The organism is Brevundimonas sp., from assembly GCF_003248455.1.
In the GTDB taxonomy this organism is placed as follows: Bacteria; Pseudomonadota; Alphaproteobacteria; order Caulobacterales; family Caulobacteraceae; genus Brevundimonas.
In genome coordinates this window covers 41,929-58,165 of the sequence record NZ_QFNM01000017.1, presented here as the reverse complement: position 1 = coordinate 58,165, position 16,237 = coordinate 41,929, and the positions used below count along the sequence as shown (strand labels likewise).

At 68.5% G+C, this 16,237-nt stretch carries 20 protein-coding genes; 14 read left to right on the top strand and 6 right to left on the bottom strand.

Annotated elements, in window-relative coordinates:
* The first annotated feature begins 13 nt into the window (after positions 1 to 13).
* From efp to DI624_RS08220, 3 genes are all read left to right on the top strand, one after another.
* On the top strand, positions 14 to 580 hold the full coding sequence (gene efp, locus DI624_RS08230) for an elongation factor P (RefSeq protein ID WP_291537304.1): 567 nt from the start codon (positions 14 to 16) through the stop codon (positions 578 to 580).
* Between the two features lie 173 nt (positions 581 to 753).
* A complete protein-coding gene (locus DI624_RS08225) occupies positions 754 to 1,560 on the top strand; it encodes an inositol monophosphatase family protein (RefSeq protein ID WP_291537301.1) in 807 nt (268 codons plus the stop codon).
* A gap of 41 nt (positions 1,561 to 1,601) precedes the next feature.
* The gene (locus DI624_RS08220) at positions 1,602 to 2,630 is read left to right on the top strand and encodes a glycerophosphodiester phosphodiesterase (RefSeq protein ID WP_291537300.1); all 1,029 of its coding nucleotides are present in this window, start codon (positions 1,602 to 1,604) and stop codon (positions 2,628 to 2,630) included.
* Between the two features lie 21 nt (positions 2,631 to 2,651).
* Here the strand turns inward: DI624_RS08220 and DI624_RS08215 are convergent, their stop codons facing one another.
* Positions 2,652 to 4,520, bottom strand: coding sequence for an ABC transporter transmembrane domain-containing protein (locus tag DI624_RS08215; RefSeq protein WP_291537299.1), 1,869 nt, complete (start codon positions 4,518 to 4,520; stop codon positions 2,652 to 2,654).
* Between the two features lie 136 nt (positions 4,521 to 4,656).
* Between DI624_RS08215 and rpmE the strand changes: the two genes are divergently transcribed.
* Both rpmE and DI624_RS08205 read left to right on the top strand, forming a co-directional pair.
* Entirely contained in the window at positions 4,657 to 4,881 is a 225-nt protein-coding gene (gene rpmE / locus DI624_RS08210; RefSeq protein ID WP_087119900.1) for a 50S ribosomal protein L31, read from the top strand.
* A 160-nt stretch (positions 4,882 to 5,041) separates the two neighbouring features.
* Positions 5,042 to 6,604: a L,D-transpeptidase family protein gene (locus tag DI624_RS08205; RefSeq protein ID WP_291537298.1), complete on the top strand. Its 1,563-nt coding sequence runs from the start codon at positions 5,042 to 5,044 to the stop codon at positions 6,602 to 6,604.
* 8 nt (positions 6,605 to 6,612) lie between these two features.
* Here DI624_RS08205 and DI624_RS08200 read toward each other — a convergent pair whose 3' ends face one another.
* Together DI624_RS08200 and DI624_RS08195 are read right to left on the bottom strand one after the other, a co-directional pair.
* A complete protein-coding gene (locus tag DI624_RS08200; RefSeq protein ID WP_291537297.1) occupies positions 6,613 to 7,119 on the bottom strand; it encodes a DUF1465 family protein in 507 nt (168 codons plus the stop codon).
* 106 nt (positions 7,120 to 7,225) lie between these two features.
* The gene (locus tag DI624_RS08195) at positions 7,226 to 7,429 is read right to left on the bottom strand and encodes a DUF1192 domain-containing protein (RefSeq protein WP_291537296.1); all 204 of its coding nucleotides are present in this window, start codon (positions 7,427 to 7,429) and stop codon (positions 7,226 to 7,228) included.
* Positions 7,430 to 7,520: 91 nt separating this feature from the next.
* Here DI624_RS08195 and DI624_RS08190 point away from each other — a divergent pair, with 91 nt between their 5' ends.
* Positions 7,521 to 8,492: an NAD(P)H-quinone oxidoreductase gene (locus DI624_RS08190; protein ID WP_291537295.1), complete on the top strand. Its 972-nt coding sequence runs from the start codon at positions 7,521 to 7,523 to the stop codon at positions 8,490 to 8,492.
* Here the strand turns inward: DI624_RS08190 and DI624_RS08185 are convergent.
* Complete coding sequence (locus DI624_RS08185; protein ID WP_291537294.1) at positions 8,489 to 9,088, bottom strand: beta/gamma crystallin-related protein; 600 nt, start codon at positions 9,086 to 9,088, stop codon at positions 8,489 to 8,491. The two genes, DI624_RS08190 and DI624_RS08185, sit on opposite strands and share 4 nt — an antisense overlap.
* 220 nt (positions 9,089 to 9,308) lie before the next feature.
* Between DI624_RS08185 and DI624_RS08180 the strand changes: the two genes are divergently transcribed.
* The gene (locus DI624_RS08180; RefSeq protein WP_291537293.1) at positions 9,309 to 9,974 is read left to right on the top strand and encodes a DUF1013 domain-containing protein; all 666 of its coding nucleotides are present in this window, start codon (positions 9,309 to 9,311) and stop codon (positions 9,972 to 9,974) included.
* A gap of 131 nt (positions 9,975 to 10,105) precedes the next feature.
* Here DI624_RS08180 and DI624_RS08175 read toward each other — a convergent pair whose 3' ends face one another.
* On the bottom strand, positions 10,106 to 10,279 hold the full coding sequence (locus DI624_RS08175; RefSeq protein ID WP_291537292.1) for a DUF465 domain-containing protein: 174 nt from the start codon (positions 10,277 to 10,279) through the stop codon (positions 10,106 to 10,108).
* A gap of 116 nt (positions 10,280 to 10,395) precedes the next feature.
* On the opposite strand from DI624_RS08175, the gene DI624_RS08170 reads away from it, so the two are divergent.
* From DI624_RS08170 to DI624_RS08145, 6 genes are all read left to right on the top strand, one after another.
* Entirely contained in the window at positions 10,396 to 10,995 is a 600-nt protein-coding gene (locus DI624_RS08170) for a UbiX family flavin prenyltransferase (protein ID WP_291537291.1), read from the top strand.
* On the top strand, positions 10,995 to 11,459 hold the full coding sequence (locus tag DI624_RS08165; RefSeq protein ID WP_291537290.1) for a TIGR02444 family protein: 465 nt from the start codon (positions 10,995 to 10,997) through the stop codon (positions 11,457 to 11,459). Before DI624_RS08170 ends, DI624_RS08165 begins: the two co-directional genes overlap by 1 nt.
* Positions 11,460 to 11,495: 36 nt before the next feature.
* Entirely contained in the window at positions 11,496 to 11,720 is a 225-nt protein-coding gene (locus DI624_RS08160; RefSeq protein ID WP_291537289.1) for a DUF465 domain-containing protein, read from the top strand.
* A 163-nt stretch (positions 11,721 to 11,883) separates the two neighbouring features.
* Positions 11,884 to 12,522 carry a M23 family metallopeptidase gene (locus DI624_RS08155; protein ID WP_291537288.1) on the top strand — a complete coding sequence of 213 codons (639 nt, stop codon included), beginning with the start codon at positions 11,884 to 11,886 and terminating at the stop codon, positions 12,520 to 12,522.
* 84 nt (positions 12,523 to 12,606) lie between these two features.
* Positions 12,607 to 13,554 carry an ABC transporter ATP-binding protein gene (locus tag DI624_RS08150; RefSeq protein WP_291537287.1) on the top strand — a complete coding sequence of 316 codons (948 nt, stop codon included), beginning with the start codon at positions 12,607 to 12,609 and terminating at the stop codon, positions 13,552 to 13,554.
* Positions 13,551 to 14,909 (top strand): ABC transporter permease, encoded by a 1,359-nt coding sequence (locus tag DI624_RS08145; RefSeq protein WP_291537286.1) that lies wholly within the window; start codon positions 13,551 to 13,553, stop codon positions 14,907 to 14,909. The genes DI624_RS08150 and DI624_RS08145 overlap by 4 nt, the downstream gene beginning before the upstream one ends.
* Before the next feature lie 226 nt (positions 14,910 to 15,135).
* On the opposite strand, the gene rpsU is transcribed toward DI624_RS08145, so the two are convergent.
* Positions 15,136 to 15,378 carry a 30S ribosomal protein S21 gene (gene rpsU, locus DI624_RS08140; protein WP_087120183.1) on the bottom strand — a complete coding sequence of 81 codons (243 nt, stop codon included), beginning with the start codon at positions 15,376 to 15,378 and terminating at the stop codon, positions 15,136 to 15,138.
* A 188-nt stretch (positions 15,379 to 15,566) separates the two neighbouring features.
* Between rpsU and DI624_RS08135 the strand changes: the two genes are divergently transcribed.
* Positions 15,567 to 16,214: a COQ9 family protein gene (locus DI624_RS08135; RefSeq protein WP_291537285.1), complete on the top strand. Its 648-nt coding sequence runs from the start codon at positions 15,567 to 15,569 to the stop codon at positions 16,212 to 16,214.
* Positions 16,215 to 16,237: the final 23 nt, after the last annotated feature.

The following is a 16,237-nucleotide window of genomic DNA, read 5'->3' as shown; positions in this document are numbered from 1 at the left end:
CCGATGTGACCCCATGAAGATCAACGGCAACACCATCAAGCCCGGCATGGTCCTGCAGCACAACGGCGGCCTGTGGGTCGTCACCAAGGCCAGCCACGTCAAGCCCGGCAAGGGCGGCGCCTTCGCCAACGTCGAGGCCAAGAACCTCGAGACCGGCAACAAGCTGAACGAACGCTTCCGTTCGGAAGACAAGGTCGAGCGCGTGACGCTGGAGCAGAAGGACTTCTCCTATCTGTTCGACAACGGCGACAGCCTGGTCTTCATGGACGACGCCACCTACGAGCAGATCGAACTGCAGAAGGACTGGGTCGGCGACGAGCGGATTCCCTATCTGCAGGAAGGCATGAAGGTCGTCATCGAGATGCACGAAGACCGTCCGATCGGCCTGGAGCTGCCCGATCAGGTCGTGCTGGAAGTCGCCGAGACCGAGCCGACCGTGAAGGGCCAGACCGCCTCATCCTCCTACAAGCCCGCTCTGGCCTCCAACGGCGTGCGCATCATGATCCCGCCCTATATGTCGGCCGGCGAGAAGATCGTCGTCGATACGACCAGCGGGGAATACGTCCGCCGGGCGGACTGACTGTTTGGGTGAGCGAGGGGTGTCAGTGAGCGAAGAGGTGAGCCGAGGCCGCCCTGTTCGCTCACCCCTTGCTCACTGACACTTCTCACCGACGCCGCTCAGACGTCGCCCTTGAACTTCTCCGTCTGTCCGGGCCGATGCCTTGAAGGACAGCCGGACCAGGAGATCCGCCGATGGCCCTCGCTTCCGCCCTGCTTCAAGTCATGACCGATGCGGTTCGCAAGACCGCCCGCCCGATGCTGCGCGACTTCGGCGAGGTGTCGCAGCTTCAGGTATCGAGGAAAGGCCCCGGCGACTTCGTCACGGCCGCCGACCTGAAGGCCGAGGACACCCTGTTCGAACTGCTGATGAAGGCCCGCCCCGGCTACGGCTTCCTGGGCGAGGAGCGGGGCATGGTCGAGGGCACCGACAAGTCCCACACCTGGATCGTCGATCCGATCGACGGCACCACCAACTTCATGCACGCCATGCCCCATTTCGCCATCACGGTGGGGCTGGAGCGCCGCGCGCCCGACGGCTCCAGCGAGATCGTCGCGGGCGTCACCTACAACCCCGTCATGAACGAGCTGTTCTGGGCCGAAAAGGGCAAGGGCTGCTATCTGAACGACCAGCGCATCCGCGTCGCCGGTCGTCGCGACCTGTCGGAATGCCTGATCGCCACCGGCCTGCCCTTCATCGGCAAGTCCGGCCACGCCCAGGCCATCAAGGACATCCACGCGGTGGGCCAGCGCGTCGCCGGCATCCGCCGCCTGGGCTCGGCCGCCCTGGACTTCGCCTGGGTCGCCGCGGGCCGCTACGACGCCTATTACGAGCGCAATCTGAAGCCCTGGGACGTCGCGGCTGGCATCCTGTTCGTCACCGAGGCGGGCGGGCGCGTCACCACCATCGACGAGGACGGCGATCCCAAGACGGGCGTGTCGATCCTGGCGTCCAACACCGAACTGCATCCGCACCTGCGCAAGGTGCTGCAAGGGGCGTAAGGCGTCACGGGGCTGTCGCGCCCCTGCCCTATTCAAGGCGGATGATCCGTTTCATCCTGGGCGCCCTGATCCTTCTGACGGGAACGCCGGCCTTGTCGCAGCCCCTGATCATCGCCCACCGCGGCGCCTCCGGCGAACGGCCCGAGCACACGCGCGCGGCCTATGAGCTGGCGGTCGAACAGGGCGCGGACGTGATCGAGCCCGATCTGGTGCTGACGAAGGACGGGATCTTCGTCGACCGGCACGAGAACGAGATCGGCGGCACGACCGACGTTGCCGAACGGCCGGAGTTCGCGGATCGCAAGACCACCAAGGTCGTCGACGGGGTCGAGACGACGGGCTGGTTCACCGAGGATTTCACCCTGGCGGAACTGAAGACCCTGCGGGCCAGGGAGCGGCTGCCCGTGTTCCGGCCCGGAAGCGCGGTCTTCGACGGGCAGGAGCCGATCCTGACCTTCGACGAGGTCGTGGCCATCGCCCGCGCGGCCTCGGCGCGGACAGGGCGCACCATCGCCGTGGCCCCGGAGTTGAAACACCCGACCTATTTCGCCGGGATCGGTCTGCCGATGGAAGACGCCTTCGTCGCCGAACTGGAGCGGCTGGGCCTGACGGGGGCGGGCGCGCCCATCATTGTCCAGTGTTTCGAGGTCGGACCGCTGGAGCGGCTGTCCGCGCGGATCGACGCGCCCCTGGCGCAGTTGGTCGCCGGCGCCGGCGGCCCGGCGGATCGGCCCGGCCTGACCTATGCCGAAATGATCACGCCCGACGGGCTGAAGACCATGGCCGCCTACGCCGACTGGGTCGCGCCGGAAATGACCCTGGTCCTGCCGCGCGACGCCCAGGGCCGCAGCGCCGCCGCCAGCGCCCTGGTGGACGACGCCCATGCGGCGGGGCTGAAGGTGGCGGTCTGGACCGTGCGGGCGGAAAACGCCTTCTTGCCCGCCGAACATCGCCGGGGCGAGGGCCTAGCGGACCATGGCGACATGGCGGCCTATGTCCGCGCGCTGGCCGCGACCGGCGTGGACGCCATCTTCAGCGACTTCCCCGGATTGGCGCGGGCGGGGCTGTAGGGCCCCTTTCGGCCGCCTCGATCAACCCGCCCGGAACTGCAGCTCGGCCAGGCGGGCGTAGAGGCCGCCCCTGGCGACCAGCTGGTCGTGCGTCCCCTCCTCCACCACCCGGCCGTCGTCCATGACGACGATGCGGTCGGCCCGAAGCACGGTCGCCAGGCGGTGGGCGATGACCAGGGTGGTGCGCTCCTCCATCGCCTGGTCGAGGGCGACCTGAACCAGGCGTTCGCTTTCGGCGTCCAGGGCGCTGGTCGCCTCGTCCAGCAGCAGGATGGGGGCGTCGCGGACCAGGGCGCGGGCGATGGCCAGACGCTGGCGCTGGCCGCCCGACAGGCTCTTGCCGCGTTCGCCAAGCGGGGTGTCGAAGCCTTCCGGCAGGGCGTCGATGAAGCCCAGGGCCTGAGCCTTCTCGGCCACGGCGCGGGCCTCTTCCAGGGTGGCGTCCTCGCGGCCGAAACGGATATTCTCCAGCGCCGAGCCGGAAAACAGGGGCGTCTCCTGCGAGACCCAGGCGAAACGCGCGCGCACGGCGACGGGATCGGCCTGGCGCACGTCGACCCCATCGACCGAGACCATGCCGCTCTGCGGGTCGTAGAACCGCAGCAACAGACGAAAGACGGTGGACTTGCCCGCGCCCGACGGGCCGACTAGGGCCACGGTCTCGCCCGGCCGGACGGTCAGGCTGAACCCCTTCAGGGCCGGCAGATCGGGACGCCCCGGATAGGCGAAGCCGACGGCGGACATCGACAGCTCTCCACGCGGCGGCTGGGGCAGGATCGACGGATGGGCGGGCGGCGCGATGCCGGGGACGGCGCGCATCAATTCCTCGATCCGCTCCATGGCGCCGGCGGCCTTCTGCACGTCGCCCCAGCTTTCGCCCAGCGCGCCCACGGCCCCGGCGGCGAAGACCGACAGCAGGACGAATTGCAGCAGGGCGCCAGGCGTCATGACGCCGGCGACCACGTCCTGCGCGCCCAGCCACAGCACCAGGGTCACGCCGCCGAACATGACGACGATGATCAGGGCCGTCATCCAGGCGCGGGCCTGCATCCGGGTGAGCGAGGCGGAAAAGGCGTCCTCGACCGCCGCGCCGAAGCGGGCGATGGCGCTTTGCTCGCGGCCGAAGGCCTGGACCGTCTCGATGGCGTCGACGCTTTCGCCCGCGAAGCCGACGGCGTTGGCAAAGCGATCCTGGGACGCCACGGTCAGTTTGCGGACCCGACGGCCGAAGATGAAGATCGGCCCCAAGAGGAAGGGCACGATCAAAAGCACGAATCCGGTCAGCTTGGGACTGACGAAGAACAACAGGATCACCCCGCCGATCAAGGTCAGGAAGTTCCTGAGCGCATAGGAGATCGAGGTGGTCATCAGCGTCTCGACCAGGGCGATGTCGGTGGTCAGCCGCGACAGCACCTCGCCCGTGCGCATATGGGCGTAGAAGGACGGGTCCAGCGTCAGGATGCGGCCGAACAGGCCCTTGCGGACATCGGCGATGACGCGCTCGCCCGTGCGGGTGACGAAATAGTAGCGGGCGGCCGTGGCCAGCCCCAGGAAAAGGGCGTTGGCGCCCAGCAGGACGAACCACAGGTTCAGGTGCGCGCCGCCCGCCTCGAACCCGTGGTCGATGGCGCCGCGCGCCAGGCCGGTCAGCCCCAGGGAGGCGGCGGTGGACAAGAGCAGCCAGAAGACCGCCATCAGGGCATGGCCCTTGTGCCGCATGGCGAAGGGGATCAAACGGGCCAGCGGACGGATGTCGCGGCGCTTGGCGCGCTTGGCCCCCGCCTCGGCCATCTGGTCGGCCAGCAGGGCGCCGGCGCTCGGCCGTCCCTCGACGGAGGCCAGACCGGAAGCGCGGTTGGCGGAGGGGGCGGAGGCGGTCTGATCGGTCATGGCGCCCGCCTCTTGCCCCGGAACGCCCCTCAGTGTAAACGCCGCGCTCTTTCCCGCTGGATCTTTCGGCGGGATTCTCAATTTCACGCGCACCGACGGTCGGCATCGTCATCGCGCCAGAGACCGGACGACGACCATGAAAGCGGATACCCATCCCGACTATCACTTCATCACCGTGGTGATGACCGACGGCACCTCCTACCAGACCCGTTCGACCTACGGTAAGGAAGGCGACACGCTGAACCTGGACATCGATCCGACGACGCACCCGGCCTGGACCGGCGGCAACGCCCAGCTGATGGACCGCGGCGGCCGCGTTTCGCGCTTCAACAACAAGTTCGCCGGCTTCATCAAGAAGTAGGACCTTGTCGGCTGCGACATGTTGCAGCAAACAGGTCTCGAAGAGCGTCGGTCGCAAGACCGGCGCTTTTTGTTTGCCCGGAACACCGATAATGTAGGGACGTTCGGGTACCAGGGGCGTCGGCCAAGCTGGCCGAAGCGATCGAAGAAGCGGACAGGATATGAATAGACGGCAACTGGGTCTGGGCGTCGCGACGGCGGCCATGGCCCTCGGCTCCGCGGCGCGCGCGCAACAGGTGTTCGTGCAGCGCGGCCCGGAAGCGACCGCCTTCTACAACAGCTTCAACGATCAGATTTCGCGCCTGCCCGAAACCCAGCAGGCCGACGTCCGCGCCTTTTACGAGTTGAACAACTGGCGGCCGGTGTGGAACGCCGAGCGGGTTCGCGCCCTGAACGCCGCCGCCGCGCGCGCGGACCGGCATGGCCTGGCGACGGCGGATTATTTCGACTTCGTGGGTCTGGCGGCCGACCCGGCCAGCGCCGACCTGCGCACGACGGCGGCGGCCCTGGCCTACGCCCGCGTCCTGGCCGAGGGCAAGGTGCGGCCCGAAACGGTCGAGGACCTGTGGGAGATGCAGAAGAACCGCGTGGACCTGCCGCGCGGCCTGACCGACGCCCTGAACCGAAACGTCCTGCCCAACTGGTTCGACGGCCTGGCGCCGACCGACATCGGCTATCAGAACCTGTCGGCGGGCTATGTGCGCTATCGCCGCCTGGCGGCCCAGGGCGGCTGGCCCCGGTTCGCGCAAGGCGCGACCATCGAACCGGGAAACAGCGACCGCCGCATCCCCGCCCTGATCGACCGTCTGACGGCCGAAGGCGACCTGTCGGCCGCCGACGGCGCGCGCCTGAAGGCGCAGGGCCTGACCTATGGCGCCGAACTGCAACGCGCGGTGCAAAGCTTCCAGAATCGGCACGGCCTGGGCGCCGACGGCCGGATCGGCGCGGGAACGCAGCGTTCGCTGTCCGCCTCGGCCGAGGATCGGGCGCGCCAGATCGCCCTGAACCTGGAGCGCCGCCGCTGGCTAAAGCGTGACCTGGCCCCCGAGCGGATCGAGGTCAACACCGCCGCGGCCATCATGGTCTATTGGAAGGACGGCAAGCCCGTTCACTCCAATCGCGTCGTGGTCGGCTCGGCCGAGAACCAGACCCCCAGCCTGGAAAAGCCCTTCGCCTCGGTCGTCGCCAATCCGCCCTGGTATGTGCCGGCCGGCATCGCGCGCCGCGAAATCCTGCCCAAGGGCCCGGGGTATCTGGCCGCCAACGACATGTATGTGAAGGACGGCATGGTCATCCAGCGCGCCGGCCCCCGCTCGGCCCTGGGCTATGTGAAGTTCGAACTGCGCGACAGCTACGCCATCTTCCTGCACGACACGCCGTCGAAGGCCGCGTTCAACCTTTCGATGCGCCAGCGCAGCCACGGCTGCGTGCGGGTGCAGAACGCGGTGGAGTTCGCGCGCCTGCTGCTGTCGCCCGATCCGGCCAAACTGGCCCAATTCGACACGGCTCAGGACACGCGCGAGACGACCCGCGTCACCACCGGCCGTGAAATCTCGGTGCGTCTGCTGTACTGGACCGCCTTCGTGGACGGTCAGGGCCGCGTGGCGTTCCGCGAAGACGGCTATGGCCGCGACGACAAGCTGGCCCAGGCCCTGGGCATCGGCGTCAACCTGCCCAAGCCCATCGACGACGGCCGGTCCGACGCCAACGACGTCGGACCGTAGTCCGGGGATCAGCCTCGGAAGGCGGCTTCCAGCAATCCCAACTGGCTGAGCACGGGATTCGCCGGAGCCTGGTCCCGGTCGTCCAGATACATGCGGCGATCCAGATAAAGGGTGCGTTCGAACAGCTTTTCGGAGCGCACCAGATATTCCACCAGGGCGATCGGCAGTTCGGCGTGGCTGGGCTCGCTCTCTATGCGCCGGTCGTTCAGGCGGTAACGCGGCTCGCACGCCGTTTCGGGCGTCATGTCGTCCTCGCGCACGGCCCGCTGGACCAGCAGCCACGAGGCGATCTGCATCAGCCGCGTGGTCAGCTTCATGCTCTCGGCCGCATAGGCCAGGGCGGCGGCGCGCGACAGCATCTTGGATTCGCGCCGTCCCTCGCCGTCCAGATAGGCGGCGGTCTCCTCCACAAGCTCCATCCCTTCGCGGAAGGTGCGGTCGAACAGTTCCGAACGGGCGAAGTCGCGCACGGTGCGGCTGCGGTCGGCGGAGGTGGGGACGGAGGCGAGGGTCATTTCAGCTTCGATCATCGGGTCTGCGGCGCCGTCCTGCAATCGGCCCCGACGGAGCCGTTCGCCACGACGATGCAACGCTCATGCCATGGCGGGACCGCTTGGGCGATCACGATCCGAAGTTGAACAGGGCGTCGGCGGCGTTTTTCTTGGAGCGTTTCGTGTCGATGGCCGCGCGGGCGCGGGCGATCTCGTCCTCCAGCGCCTGGATGCGCTCCTGCAGGTCCTCCACGGAATAGACGTCCAGGTCTTCGCGCGACAGCGCGCGCAGGGGTTCGCCGCGCTGGGGTCGGGGTTCGGGATCGTCGAACATCGTCTGCGCCCTTCGTTCCGGTGTTGGCCAAGGCGGGCCGGGGCGCCTATCTGAACGCCCTGACACGGACGAAAGCAAGGCGGCGGATACGATGCGGGTCATTGAGATCGAAGGCGGTTCCGGGCCGGCCGAAGCGCTGAGGGGCGCCGAACGCCCCGATCCCGTCGCGGGAGCGGGCCAGGTGGTCATCCGGGTGCGCGCGGCGGGGGTGAACCGGCCGGACCTGCTGCAACGCCTGGGCGCCTATCCGCCCCCGCCCGGCGCCTCGGACATCCTGGGCCTGGAGGTCGCCGGAGAGATCGCCCAGGTCGGCGCGGGCGTGACGCGCTGGCGGGTCGGCGACCGGGTCTGCGCTCTTCTGGGCGGGGGCGGCTACGCCGAACAGGCGTTGGTGGACGCCCGCCATGTCGTGCCGATCCCGGAGGGGCTGGATTTCGTCCAGGCGGCGGCCCTGCCGGAGACCGTCTTCACCGTCTTCGCCAATGTGTTCGAAGGCGGGGCGCTGAAGGCGGGCGAGACCCTTCTGATCCACGGCGCGACCAGCGGCATCGGCGTCATGGCCATCCAGATGGCCAAGGCGGCCGGCGCGACCGTGATCGCCACATCGCGCGGCGCGGACAAGGCCAGGGCGGCCGCCGGGCTGGGCGCGGACGTCAGCCTGGACGCCAAGGCGGACGACCTGGAGGCGCGGATCAAGGCGGCGGGCGGCGCCGACGTGGTTCTGGACATGGTCGGAAAGGACTACGCCGCCCTGAATCTGCACAGCCTGAAGGCCGGCGGGCGCTGGGTGGTGATCGCCTCCCTGACCGGCGCCAAGGTCGAGATGAACCTGCAGCGGATCATGCTGAAGCGGCTGACGCTGACCGGATCGACGCTGCGAAGCCGGTCCGCCGACGAGAAGGCGCGGCTGACCGCGGCTGTGGAGGCGACGGCCTGGCCCTGGATCGTGTCGGGCGCGGTCAGGCCGCCGATCCACGCCGTCTATCCGCTGGCGCAAGCCGCCGACGCGCACGCCGCGCTGGAGGCCGGCGCGCACGTCGGCAAGATCATGCTCGAGGTCTAACGGTTCGGCCGTCGGCCGCCGGACACCGGACGCACGGAGGAAATGCTATCGTTGAAGCCGCCGCTGAGATTGCGGACATTCCCCTCGACCACGCGGCAGCGGCCGCGGAACTCGGCGTCGGTGCAGACCTCCCAGCGCCCCTGCACGCGCATGGAGCTGATGCGGTCGTTGAACGGCGTGCGTCCCAGGTTGCGATCCTCGCTGGTGAACTCGCGCGAGGCGCCCCGGAAGTTGGCGTTTTCATAGACGGTGATGGAGGAGCGGCCCCAGCCGCCGCCACCGTTACCCGGTCCCCAGCCGCCGTCGCCGCCGCCCGGCCGTCCCGGCCGACCGCCCTCGTAATCGCCTCTGAAGCGCCCGCAGACCAGAAGTCCGTTGTTGTTGACGATCTCTTCGTTGCCGCAGCGGACCAGTTCGATCGAGGTGCCGCGCATCTGGCCGCGCTCGTCGCGACAGTCGGCATACAGCCGGCCCTGGTTGACGTAGGCCTCGGTGCAGGTCTGGGCGTAGCTGCCGCGCGGGGCGACGCGCAACTGTTGCGGCTCCACAGGGGGCGACATGGCGGCGGCCAAGGCGGCCGCGAACAATAGGGACATTATGGTTCTCCTCTCCGAAAGCTCAAAGCCTTCACTACCGCGAAGGTTGCACCCGGCGGATGAACCGTTGCTGTATTCGATTGTCGGGCGGCGTTTTCTTTTCGCGCGAATAGGCCTATATCGACGTCATAAGCGCCCGGTCGAAAGGCCGGGCGCCGTCGTATCCAACGCCAGCCGAAGCCTCATTCGGCGGCTCCTACAACACCGGGACGAACGCCCCATGAGCGACATTCTGATGCCCAAGGCCACTGCGGTCTGGCTGGTCGACAACACCTCCCTCAGCTTCGAGCAGATCGCGGACTTCTGCGGCCTGCACCCGCTGGAAGTCCGCGGCATCGCCGACGGCGACGTGGCGCGCGACATCCGCGGCGTCGATCCCGTCACGGGCGGCCAGTTGACGCGCGAAGAACTGGACAAGGCGCAAGCCGATGAAAACTATCGCATGAAGGCGATCGTCAGCCGCCACGCCGAACTGCTGAAATCGGCCAAGCCCGCGCCGAAATACACCCCGGTGTCGCGTCGCCAGGACCGCCCGGACGCGATCGCCTGGTTCGTGCGCAATCACCCCGAGGTGACGGACGCCCAGATCGCCAAGATGCTGGGCACGACCAAATCCACCATCGAGAGCGTGCGCAACCGCACGCACTGGAACAGCGCCAACATCAAGCCGGTCGATCCCGTGACCCTGGGGCTGGTCGGGCAGCTGGCCCTGGACGAAGTGGTCAAGAAGGCCGCCGAGAAGAAGGCCAAGGACGATCTGAAGAAGGGCGGCGGCACCCTCCAGCCCGTCGAGGAGGTCGAGGCCGAGCCGGAGTTCGTCCCGGAAGCCCGGCAACGCCCCAGCGCCGAACCGACGGCGGAATCGGTGTTCGGTTCGAAAGGCTGATCCGAAACCCCTTCCGTCACGGCGCGAAAACGCGCCGCGCGCCTCCCCGGGAATGGGGAGGCGGACGGAACAAAAACGGCCCCGGAGAGCGCTCTCCGGGGCCGTCGTCGTTTCGGAGGAATGATGCGTCCCTAGTGGACGCGGGCCTCCAGACTGATGATCTCTTCCTTGAGCCGAAGCTTCTTCTGCTTCAGCTCCCTGACCTGCAGCGTGTCCACGGACGGACGGGTCAGCTCCTTCTGGATGGTCTCATCCAGGGTGCGATGACGATTACCCAGTTCGCGAATACGAGCCTCGATGGTCATGGCTTGCGCCTCCTCAGGTTAGGGACCAGTAGAGTGAGCGCCCGGTTTGACAGGCTGTAGAATCACATTCCGGTGACAGCCCGCCTGGCCGGACCCGATGGAGGCTGACCGCAAATATGGTCGATGATGTGAACGGAGCCATACGGAACCCGCCCGCGCGGATGGTGGTCGGAATCTCGGGGGCTTCCGGCGCGCTCTATGGCGCACGGGTGCTGGACGCCCTGAACGACCTGGGCGTCGAGAGCCACCTGGTCGTGACCAAGGCGGCCCTGCTCACATTGTCGCAGGAGACCGACCTGTCGCCCGACGACCTGACGGCCAAGGCCTCGGCGGTCCACAAGCTGAGCGATGTCGGCGCGACCATCGCCTCAGGCTCGTTTCGCACCCTGGGCATGATCGTCGCGCCCTGTTCGATCAGGACGATGAGCGAGATCGCGACGGGCGCGACCTCCACCCTGCTGACGCGCGCCGCCGACGTAACGCTGAAGGAACGGCGGCCGCTGGTGCTGATGGTGCGCGAAACGCCCTTCCATCTGGGCCACCTGCGCACCATGACGGCCCTGGCCGAGATGGGGGCGGTCATCGCCCCGCCCCTGCCCGCCCTGTACGCCCGCCCCGCGTCGATCCTGGACATGGTCGACCAGTCGGTGGGCCGCGCGCTGGACCTGTTCGGCCTGGACTGGGGCGCGGTGCGGCGTTGGGAAGGCCTGAGCTGATGGGGTTGTGGGACTGGGCGGTCGCCGCCTATTGGGCGCCCGGCGTTTCGCAGGCGTGTCTGGCGCTGCAGGACGATCACGACCAGAATGCGCCGCTGCTGCTTTGGTCGGCCTGGGTCGCCGCGACGGGACGGCGGCCCGATGCGGAGACGCTGGAGGCGGTCTGCGACACCGCGCGCGCCTGGGACGGGGTGGTCGTGGCGCCGCTGCGCGCCATGCGCCGCACGTTGAAGGCGCCCGTGCCCGACATCGACGACGGCCCGCGCGAGACCATCCGAAACCGCGTCAAGGCGCTGGAGCTGGAGGCCGAACGCCATCTGCTGGAGGCGCTGGAGGCGCTGGCGCCGGAGCCGACGGGCGCGCCACGTCCCGCCATCGACGCCCTGGCCGCCACCGCAAGGGTCTGGGCCCCGGTCACGCCGCGCCCGGCGCTGATCCGCCTGGCCGACGCCCTTCCGGCCTGAGACCGGCGTGGCTATAAGCGCCCTGGGGACCAGACGATGAACGACGACCTGCCCGACATCAGCGAAGAGGAAGCGGCGCTGCACGCCCGCGTCAGAATGCTGCGCCAGGAGCACGCCGACCTGGACGCCTCCATCGAGGCCCTGAGCCAGGCCGCCGTGCCGGACCAGTTGATGATCGCCCGGCTGAAGCGCAAGAAGCTGGCCATCAAGGACGAGATCGTGAAGATCGAGGACGTCATCCTGCCCGACATCATCGCCTGAGCGGAGGCCGGCGAGTTCCGCCCTGCGACCATCCGCCGCCCGAACCAGGCCGCAAAGTCGCCCAAGCGTCCGGCCATAAGCCCGCCTCCACGGAGCGACGTGCGGCGTAGGACGCCGCCGCGTTCCCTCATTCCAGAGCGTAGAACGCTGGAGCCGCCGCCGAATGCGACGCCTGCCGACCCACGCGCCGATGGCGCGCTGCAAGACCCTTTTGATCCATTCCAGCCAGACGGCCGCCTTCGCCGCCGTGGCCGTCTTCGCGGCCGCCGCCGCGCCCAATGTCGCGCCTGCGCCCGACCCCGCGCCGACGCCGGTCGCCGCGCCCGTGGCCCCGCCGATCAAGGCCCAGGTGGAAAAGGCCGGGCCGGTGACGCGCCAGATCGTCTTTTCCGCCCCGGTGCGCGGCTATGCGATCAACTCGGCCTTCGGCCTGCGCAAACTGGCCATCGAGGCCAAGGCCCGCGCGCACAAGGGCGTGGACATCGCCGCGCCGAAAGGAACCAGCGTCTTCACCGCCGCCGAGGGCCAGGTGGCGCGAACCGGCCATGACGCCGGCGGCTATGGAAACTTCATCGAGGTGCGCCATCCGAATGGGATGACCACCCTCTATGGCCATCTCAGCCGCATCGACGTGGCCAGCGGCGACAGCCTGACGCCGGGCCAGCGCATCGGCCTGGTCGGCTCCACCGGCTATTCCACCGGCCCGCACCTGCATTTCGAGGTTCGCCGAAACGGCGCCCAGCTCAATCCGACCAAGGTGGTGGACCGCCATTTCGAGATCGCGATCAAGCCGAAGACCTGATCGTCGCCTGCGGTGGAATCGCATTGACGACTGGCGTCGGGGCGGCGACGGCCATAGGCTGACGGCTGGGAACAAGGGGGCGACATGGCGGCGTTGACGCTGGACGGTGTGGGTAAGCGATACGGCGACTTCGAGGCCGTGCGCGATCTGAGCTTTGAGGTTCGAAAGGGGTCGATCTGCGGCTTCCTCGGGCCGAACGGGGCGGGCAAGACCTCGACCCTGCGAATGATCCTGGGGCTGCAGCCGGCGACGGCGGGGCGAATCGACATCCTGGGCGCGCCGGACGGACGGCTGGTGCGCGACCGGATCGGCTTCCTGCCCGAAGAGCGGGGCCTCTACAAGAAGATGACGCCGGTCGAGGCCATCGCCTTCTTCGGCGCGCTGAAGGGCCTGCCCGCCGCCGAGGGCCGCAGGCGGGCCAGGATCATGCTGGAGCAGCAGGGCCTGGGCGCGGCGCAAAAGAAGAAGATGAAGGAGCTGTCCAAGGGCATGGCGCAGAAGGTGCAGCTGATCGCCTCGATCGTGCATCAGCCCGAGTTCGTGATCCTGGACGAGCCCTTCTCCGGCCTGGACCCGGTGAACCAGCAGGGGCTGGAGGCGATGATCCGCGATCTGGCGGCCGGCGGGGCGACCGTGCTGTTCTCGACCCATGTGATGCAGCACGCCGAGCGGCTGTGCGACAAGGTCGTGCTGCTGGCGCGCGGGCGAAAGGCGTTCGAGGGCACGGTCGATCAGGCCAAGGCCACGTCGCCGCGCTTCCTGGAGCTGGACGGCGCGATCGGCGCCGCCGACGCCGCCGCCCTGCCCGGCGTCGCGGATGTGGAGACCCTGTCGGACCAGGACGGCCTGCGCCGCCTGAAGATCGCCCTGTCGCCCGGCGCGGCGGGCCAGGAGACGCTGAAGGCGGCCTTCCTGAACGGTCTGGACGTGCGCGGTTTCGCCCTGAAGGAACCGACGCTGCACGACGCCTTCATCGGCCTGACCGGCGACCACCCCGATCAACCCCTGGCCCGTGCGGAGGCGGTCCAATGAAGCGCACCCTGCTGATCGCGCGCCGCGAATATGTCGCCTACGCCAAGACCGTGGGCTTTTGGCTGTCGTTGCTGGCCTTTCCGCTGTTCGCGGTGCTGGGCGGCGGCATTCCGCTGCTGATCCGCTCGGCCGAGCCGATCAAACAGGTGGCGCTGATCGAACAGGGGCCGCAGGCGACGGGCCTGGCCGCCGCCGTCCGCGCCTCGCTGCAGGCCGACCGGGATCGCCAGAACGACCGGATTCGCCAGGCCGCCGAAAAGGGCCAGTCCGGCGCCGGACGCGCGGTCGCCTCGATAAGCGGCCCCAAGATCGAGCTCGTCGCCGCGCCGCCGGCCATCGCGAACGCCGCCGGCGCGGCGCGCGACGCCGCGATCAAGACCGCGCTGGACAAGCAGACGCCCAAGGATCGTCGCCTGGACGCCGTGGTGTTCCTGGACCGGATAGACGGCAAGCCCGCCGCCCAGGTCTGGACCGGCCGGGCGAACGACAACGAGGTCTCAGGCTTCGTGCGGAACGCCCTGCGCGATGCGCGACGGACCGAGCTGCTGGCCGCCGCCGGCGTGCCGCCCGCGGTGGCGGACGAGGTCCAGACCTTCCGGCCCGAGGTCAAGGCCTTCTCGCCGAACGCCGCCAGCGGGGGCGAGGTGTCGATGCGCGACCGCATCCCGTCCTTCGTGGGCCTGGGCGCCGGCTTCCTGCTGTGGTCGCTGGTCATCACCGGCGCCTCCATCCTGTTGAACAGCGTGATGGAGGAGAAGTCGAACAAGATCCTGGAGGTGCTGCTCTCGTCGGCCTCGGCGACCGAAATCCTGACCGGCAAGGTGCTGGGGGTGGCCCTGTTGACCCTGACCGTCATGGCGGTGTGGGGCGGGATCGGGGCGTCGACGCTTCTATCCGCATCGCCCCAGGCGGCGGCCAGCATCGGCCAGGCGCTGATGCACGACGGCCTGATCTTCTATTTCGTCGCCTATATGGTCGGCGGCTATCTGATGTATGCGGTGCTGTTCGCGGCCATCGGGGCCTTCTGCGAGACGCCGCGCGACGCCCAGACCCTGATGGGACCGATCATGATGATCCTGGTCGTGCCGATCCTGGTCATGCAGATGGCCCTGACCAGCCCCGATGCGCCGGTGGTGAAGGCGCTGTCGTGGATTCCCTTCTTCACCCCCTTCCTGATGAGCGCGCGGGTGCCCAGCGACCCCCCGTTGATCGAGGTGGTGCTGACCCTGATCGGCATGTTCGCGACCGCCGCCTTCATGGTCTGGATCGCCGGCCGGGCCTTCCGCGCAGGGGCATTGTCGGACGTGAAGCTGAGCTGGAAGACCTTCGGTCGGGCGATCACCGGGCGGGCGTAACCAGCGCGGCGTCTCCTCCCTGTCGCGTAGCGATGGGGAGGTGGCGCGGCGCTTCTTCAGCGCCGTGACGGAGGGGTTCTGTCCCGCCTCACCAGCGCCTGTGGGACTTCAAAAGCCCCCTCCACCACGCTACGCGCGGTCCCCTCCCCGCTCCGCAGGGTGGAGACAAGAAAAAGGCCGCTTCCCGGAGGAAGCGGCCTTTGATCTTGCGGCTTTCGCCCGGGTCTTAACGACCGCCGGGAACGCGCGGCTTCGGCGCGGGCAGCAGGCCCTCGCGTTGAGCGCGCTTGCGGGCCAGCTTGCGGGCGCGACGGACGGCTTCGGCCTTTTGACGGGCGCGCTTTTCCGACGGCTTTTCGTAGTGCACGTGGCGCTTCATTTCACGGAAGCTGCCTTCGCGCTGCATCTTCTTCTTCAGGGCCTTCAGCGCCTGATCGACGTTGTTGTCGCGGACGAAAATCTGAACCAGGTTGAACTCTCCTTTGGCCGCCCGCCGCGTCCTGTGAGGGAGACGGGCGAACAAAATAAAATCGTCTTCCGAAGGCCGAGCCGTCGGATGAAGGCGCGCTGATACACGAGCCGCCCCTTCCTGTCCAGATCGTCGCGACCATTCTTCATGGCTCGAAACGCACGACCGAGCGGCGTATGATCGTCCTCATGACCGAAACGATGGATTGGGCCGAGCGGACCGAACAAGGGGTGCTGGACGCCGCCATCGGCCGTGCGCCCGCCCTGGGCTGGAACGCGCGTCTGGTGCGCGAGGCGTGCGAAGCGTGCGGCCTGTCGGCGGGCGACGAGGAATTGCTGCTGCCGAACGGGGCGCGCGATCTGGCCGCCCTGCTGTCGCGCCGCCACGATTCGCGCGCGCTGGAGGCTCTGTCCGCCATCGAGGCCAAGTCGCTGAAGATTCGCGAGCGAATCGCCCGCGCCGTGTCCGAACGGATGGAGGCGGGCGCCGCCGATCTGGAGGCCACGCGTCGCTGCGCCGCCTTCCTGGCCCTGCCGGTCAACGCCGACCTGGGGCTGAAGCTGGCCTGGGAGAGCGCCGACCATCTGTGGCGCTGGGCCGGGGACGAGGCGACCGACTGGAACCACTATTCGAAGCGGACGATCCTGTCGGGCATTCTGATTCCGGCCCTGACGATGCGCTGGTTCGACGGGCGCGAGGCGGCGGAAGGCTTCGTCGCGCGGCGGATCGACAACGTCATGGCCTTCGAGAAGTGGAAGGCCGGCAAGGACTTCGACGCGCCGTTCAAGAAGGTCAGCGAGGCGCTGAGCCGGCTGCGATACGGGGCGAAAGCTTAAAACGCTCTTCTTTCGTCATCCTC

Bases quoted from the DNA above. Each gene is read 5' to 3' on its own strand.
- DI624_RS08175 (WP_291537292.1), bottom strand. From the start codon at position 10,279: ATGACCATCGAGGCTCGTATTCGCGAACTGGGTAATCGTCATCGCACC.
- DI624_RS08145 (WP_291537286.1), top strand. From the start codon at position 13,551: ATGAAGCGCACCCTGCTGATCGCGCGCCGCGAATATGTCGCCTACGCC.
- DI624_RS08155 (WP_291537288.1), top strand. From the start codon at position 11,884: ATGCGACGCCTGCCGACCCACGCGCCGATGGCGCGCTGCAAGACCCTT.
- DI624_RS08135 (WP_291537285.1), top strand. From the start codon at position 15,567: ATGACCGAAACGATGGATTGGGCCGAGCGGACCGAACAAGGGGTGCTG.
- DI624_RS08220 (WP_291537300.1), top strand. From the start codon at position 1,602: ATGATCCGTTTCATCCTGGGCGCCCTGATCCTTCTGACGGGAACGCCG.
- DI624_RS08160 (WP_291537289.1), top strand. From the start codon at position 11,496: ATGAACGACGACCTGCCCGACATCAGCGAAGAGGAAGCGGCGCTGCAC.
- DI624_RS08170 (WP_291537291.1), top strand. From the start codon at position 10,396: ATGGTCGATGATGTGAACGGAGCCATACGGAACCCGCCCGCGCGGATG.
- efp (WP_291537304.1), top strand. From the start codon at position 14: ATGAAGATCAACGGCAACACCATCAAGCCCGGCATGGTCCTGCAGCAC.
- rpmE (WP_087119900.1), top strand. From the start codon at position 4,657: ATGAAAGCGGATACCCATCCCGACTATCACTTCATCACCGTGGTGATG.
- DI624_RS08185 (WP_291537294.1), bottom strand. From the start codon at position 9,088: ATGTCCCTATTGTTCGCGGCCGCCTTGGCCGCCGCCATGTCGCCCCCT.
- DI624_RS08225 (WP_291537301.1), top strand. From the start codon at position 754: ATGGCCCTCGCTTCCGCCCTGCTTCAAGTCATGACCGATGCGGTTCGC.
- DI624_RS08205 (WP_291537298.1), top strand. From the start codon at position 5,042: ATGAATAGACGGCAACTGGGTCTGGGCGTCGCGACGGCGGCCATGGCC.
- DI624_RS08165 (WP_291537290.1), top strand. From the start codon at position 10,995: ATGGGGTTGTGGGACTGGGCGGTCGCCGCCTATTGGGCGCCCGGCGTT.
- DI624_RS08180 (WP_291537293.1), top strand. From the start codon at position 9,309: ATGAGCGACATTCTGATGCCCAAGGCCACTGCGGTCTGGCTGGTCGAC.
- DI624_RS08215 (WP_291537299.1), bottom strand. From the start codon at position 4,520: ATGACCGATCAGACCGCCTCCGCCCCCTCCGCCAACCGCGCTTCCGGT.
- DI624_RS08195 (WP_291537296.1), bottom strand. From the start codon at position 7,429: ATGTTCGACGATCCCGAACCCCGACCCCAGCGCGGCGAACCCCTGCGC.
- DI624_RS08200 (WP_291537297.1), bottom strand. From the start codon at position 7,119: ATGACCCTCGCCTCCGTCCCCACCTCCGCCGACCGCAGCCGCACCGTG.
- DI624_RS08150 (WP_291537287.1), top strand. From the start codon at position 12,607: ATGGCGGCGTTGACGCTGGACGGTGTGGGTAAGCGATACGGCGACTTC.
- DI624_RS08190 (WP_291537295.1), top strand. From the start codon at position 7,521: ATGCGGGTCATTGAGATCGAAGGCGGTTCCGGGCCGGCCGAAGCGCTG.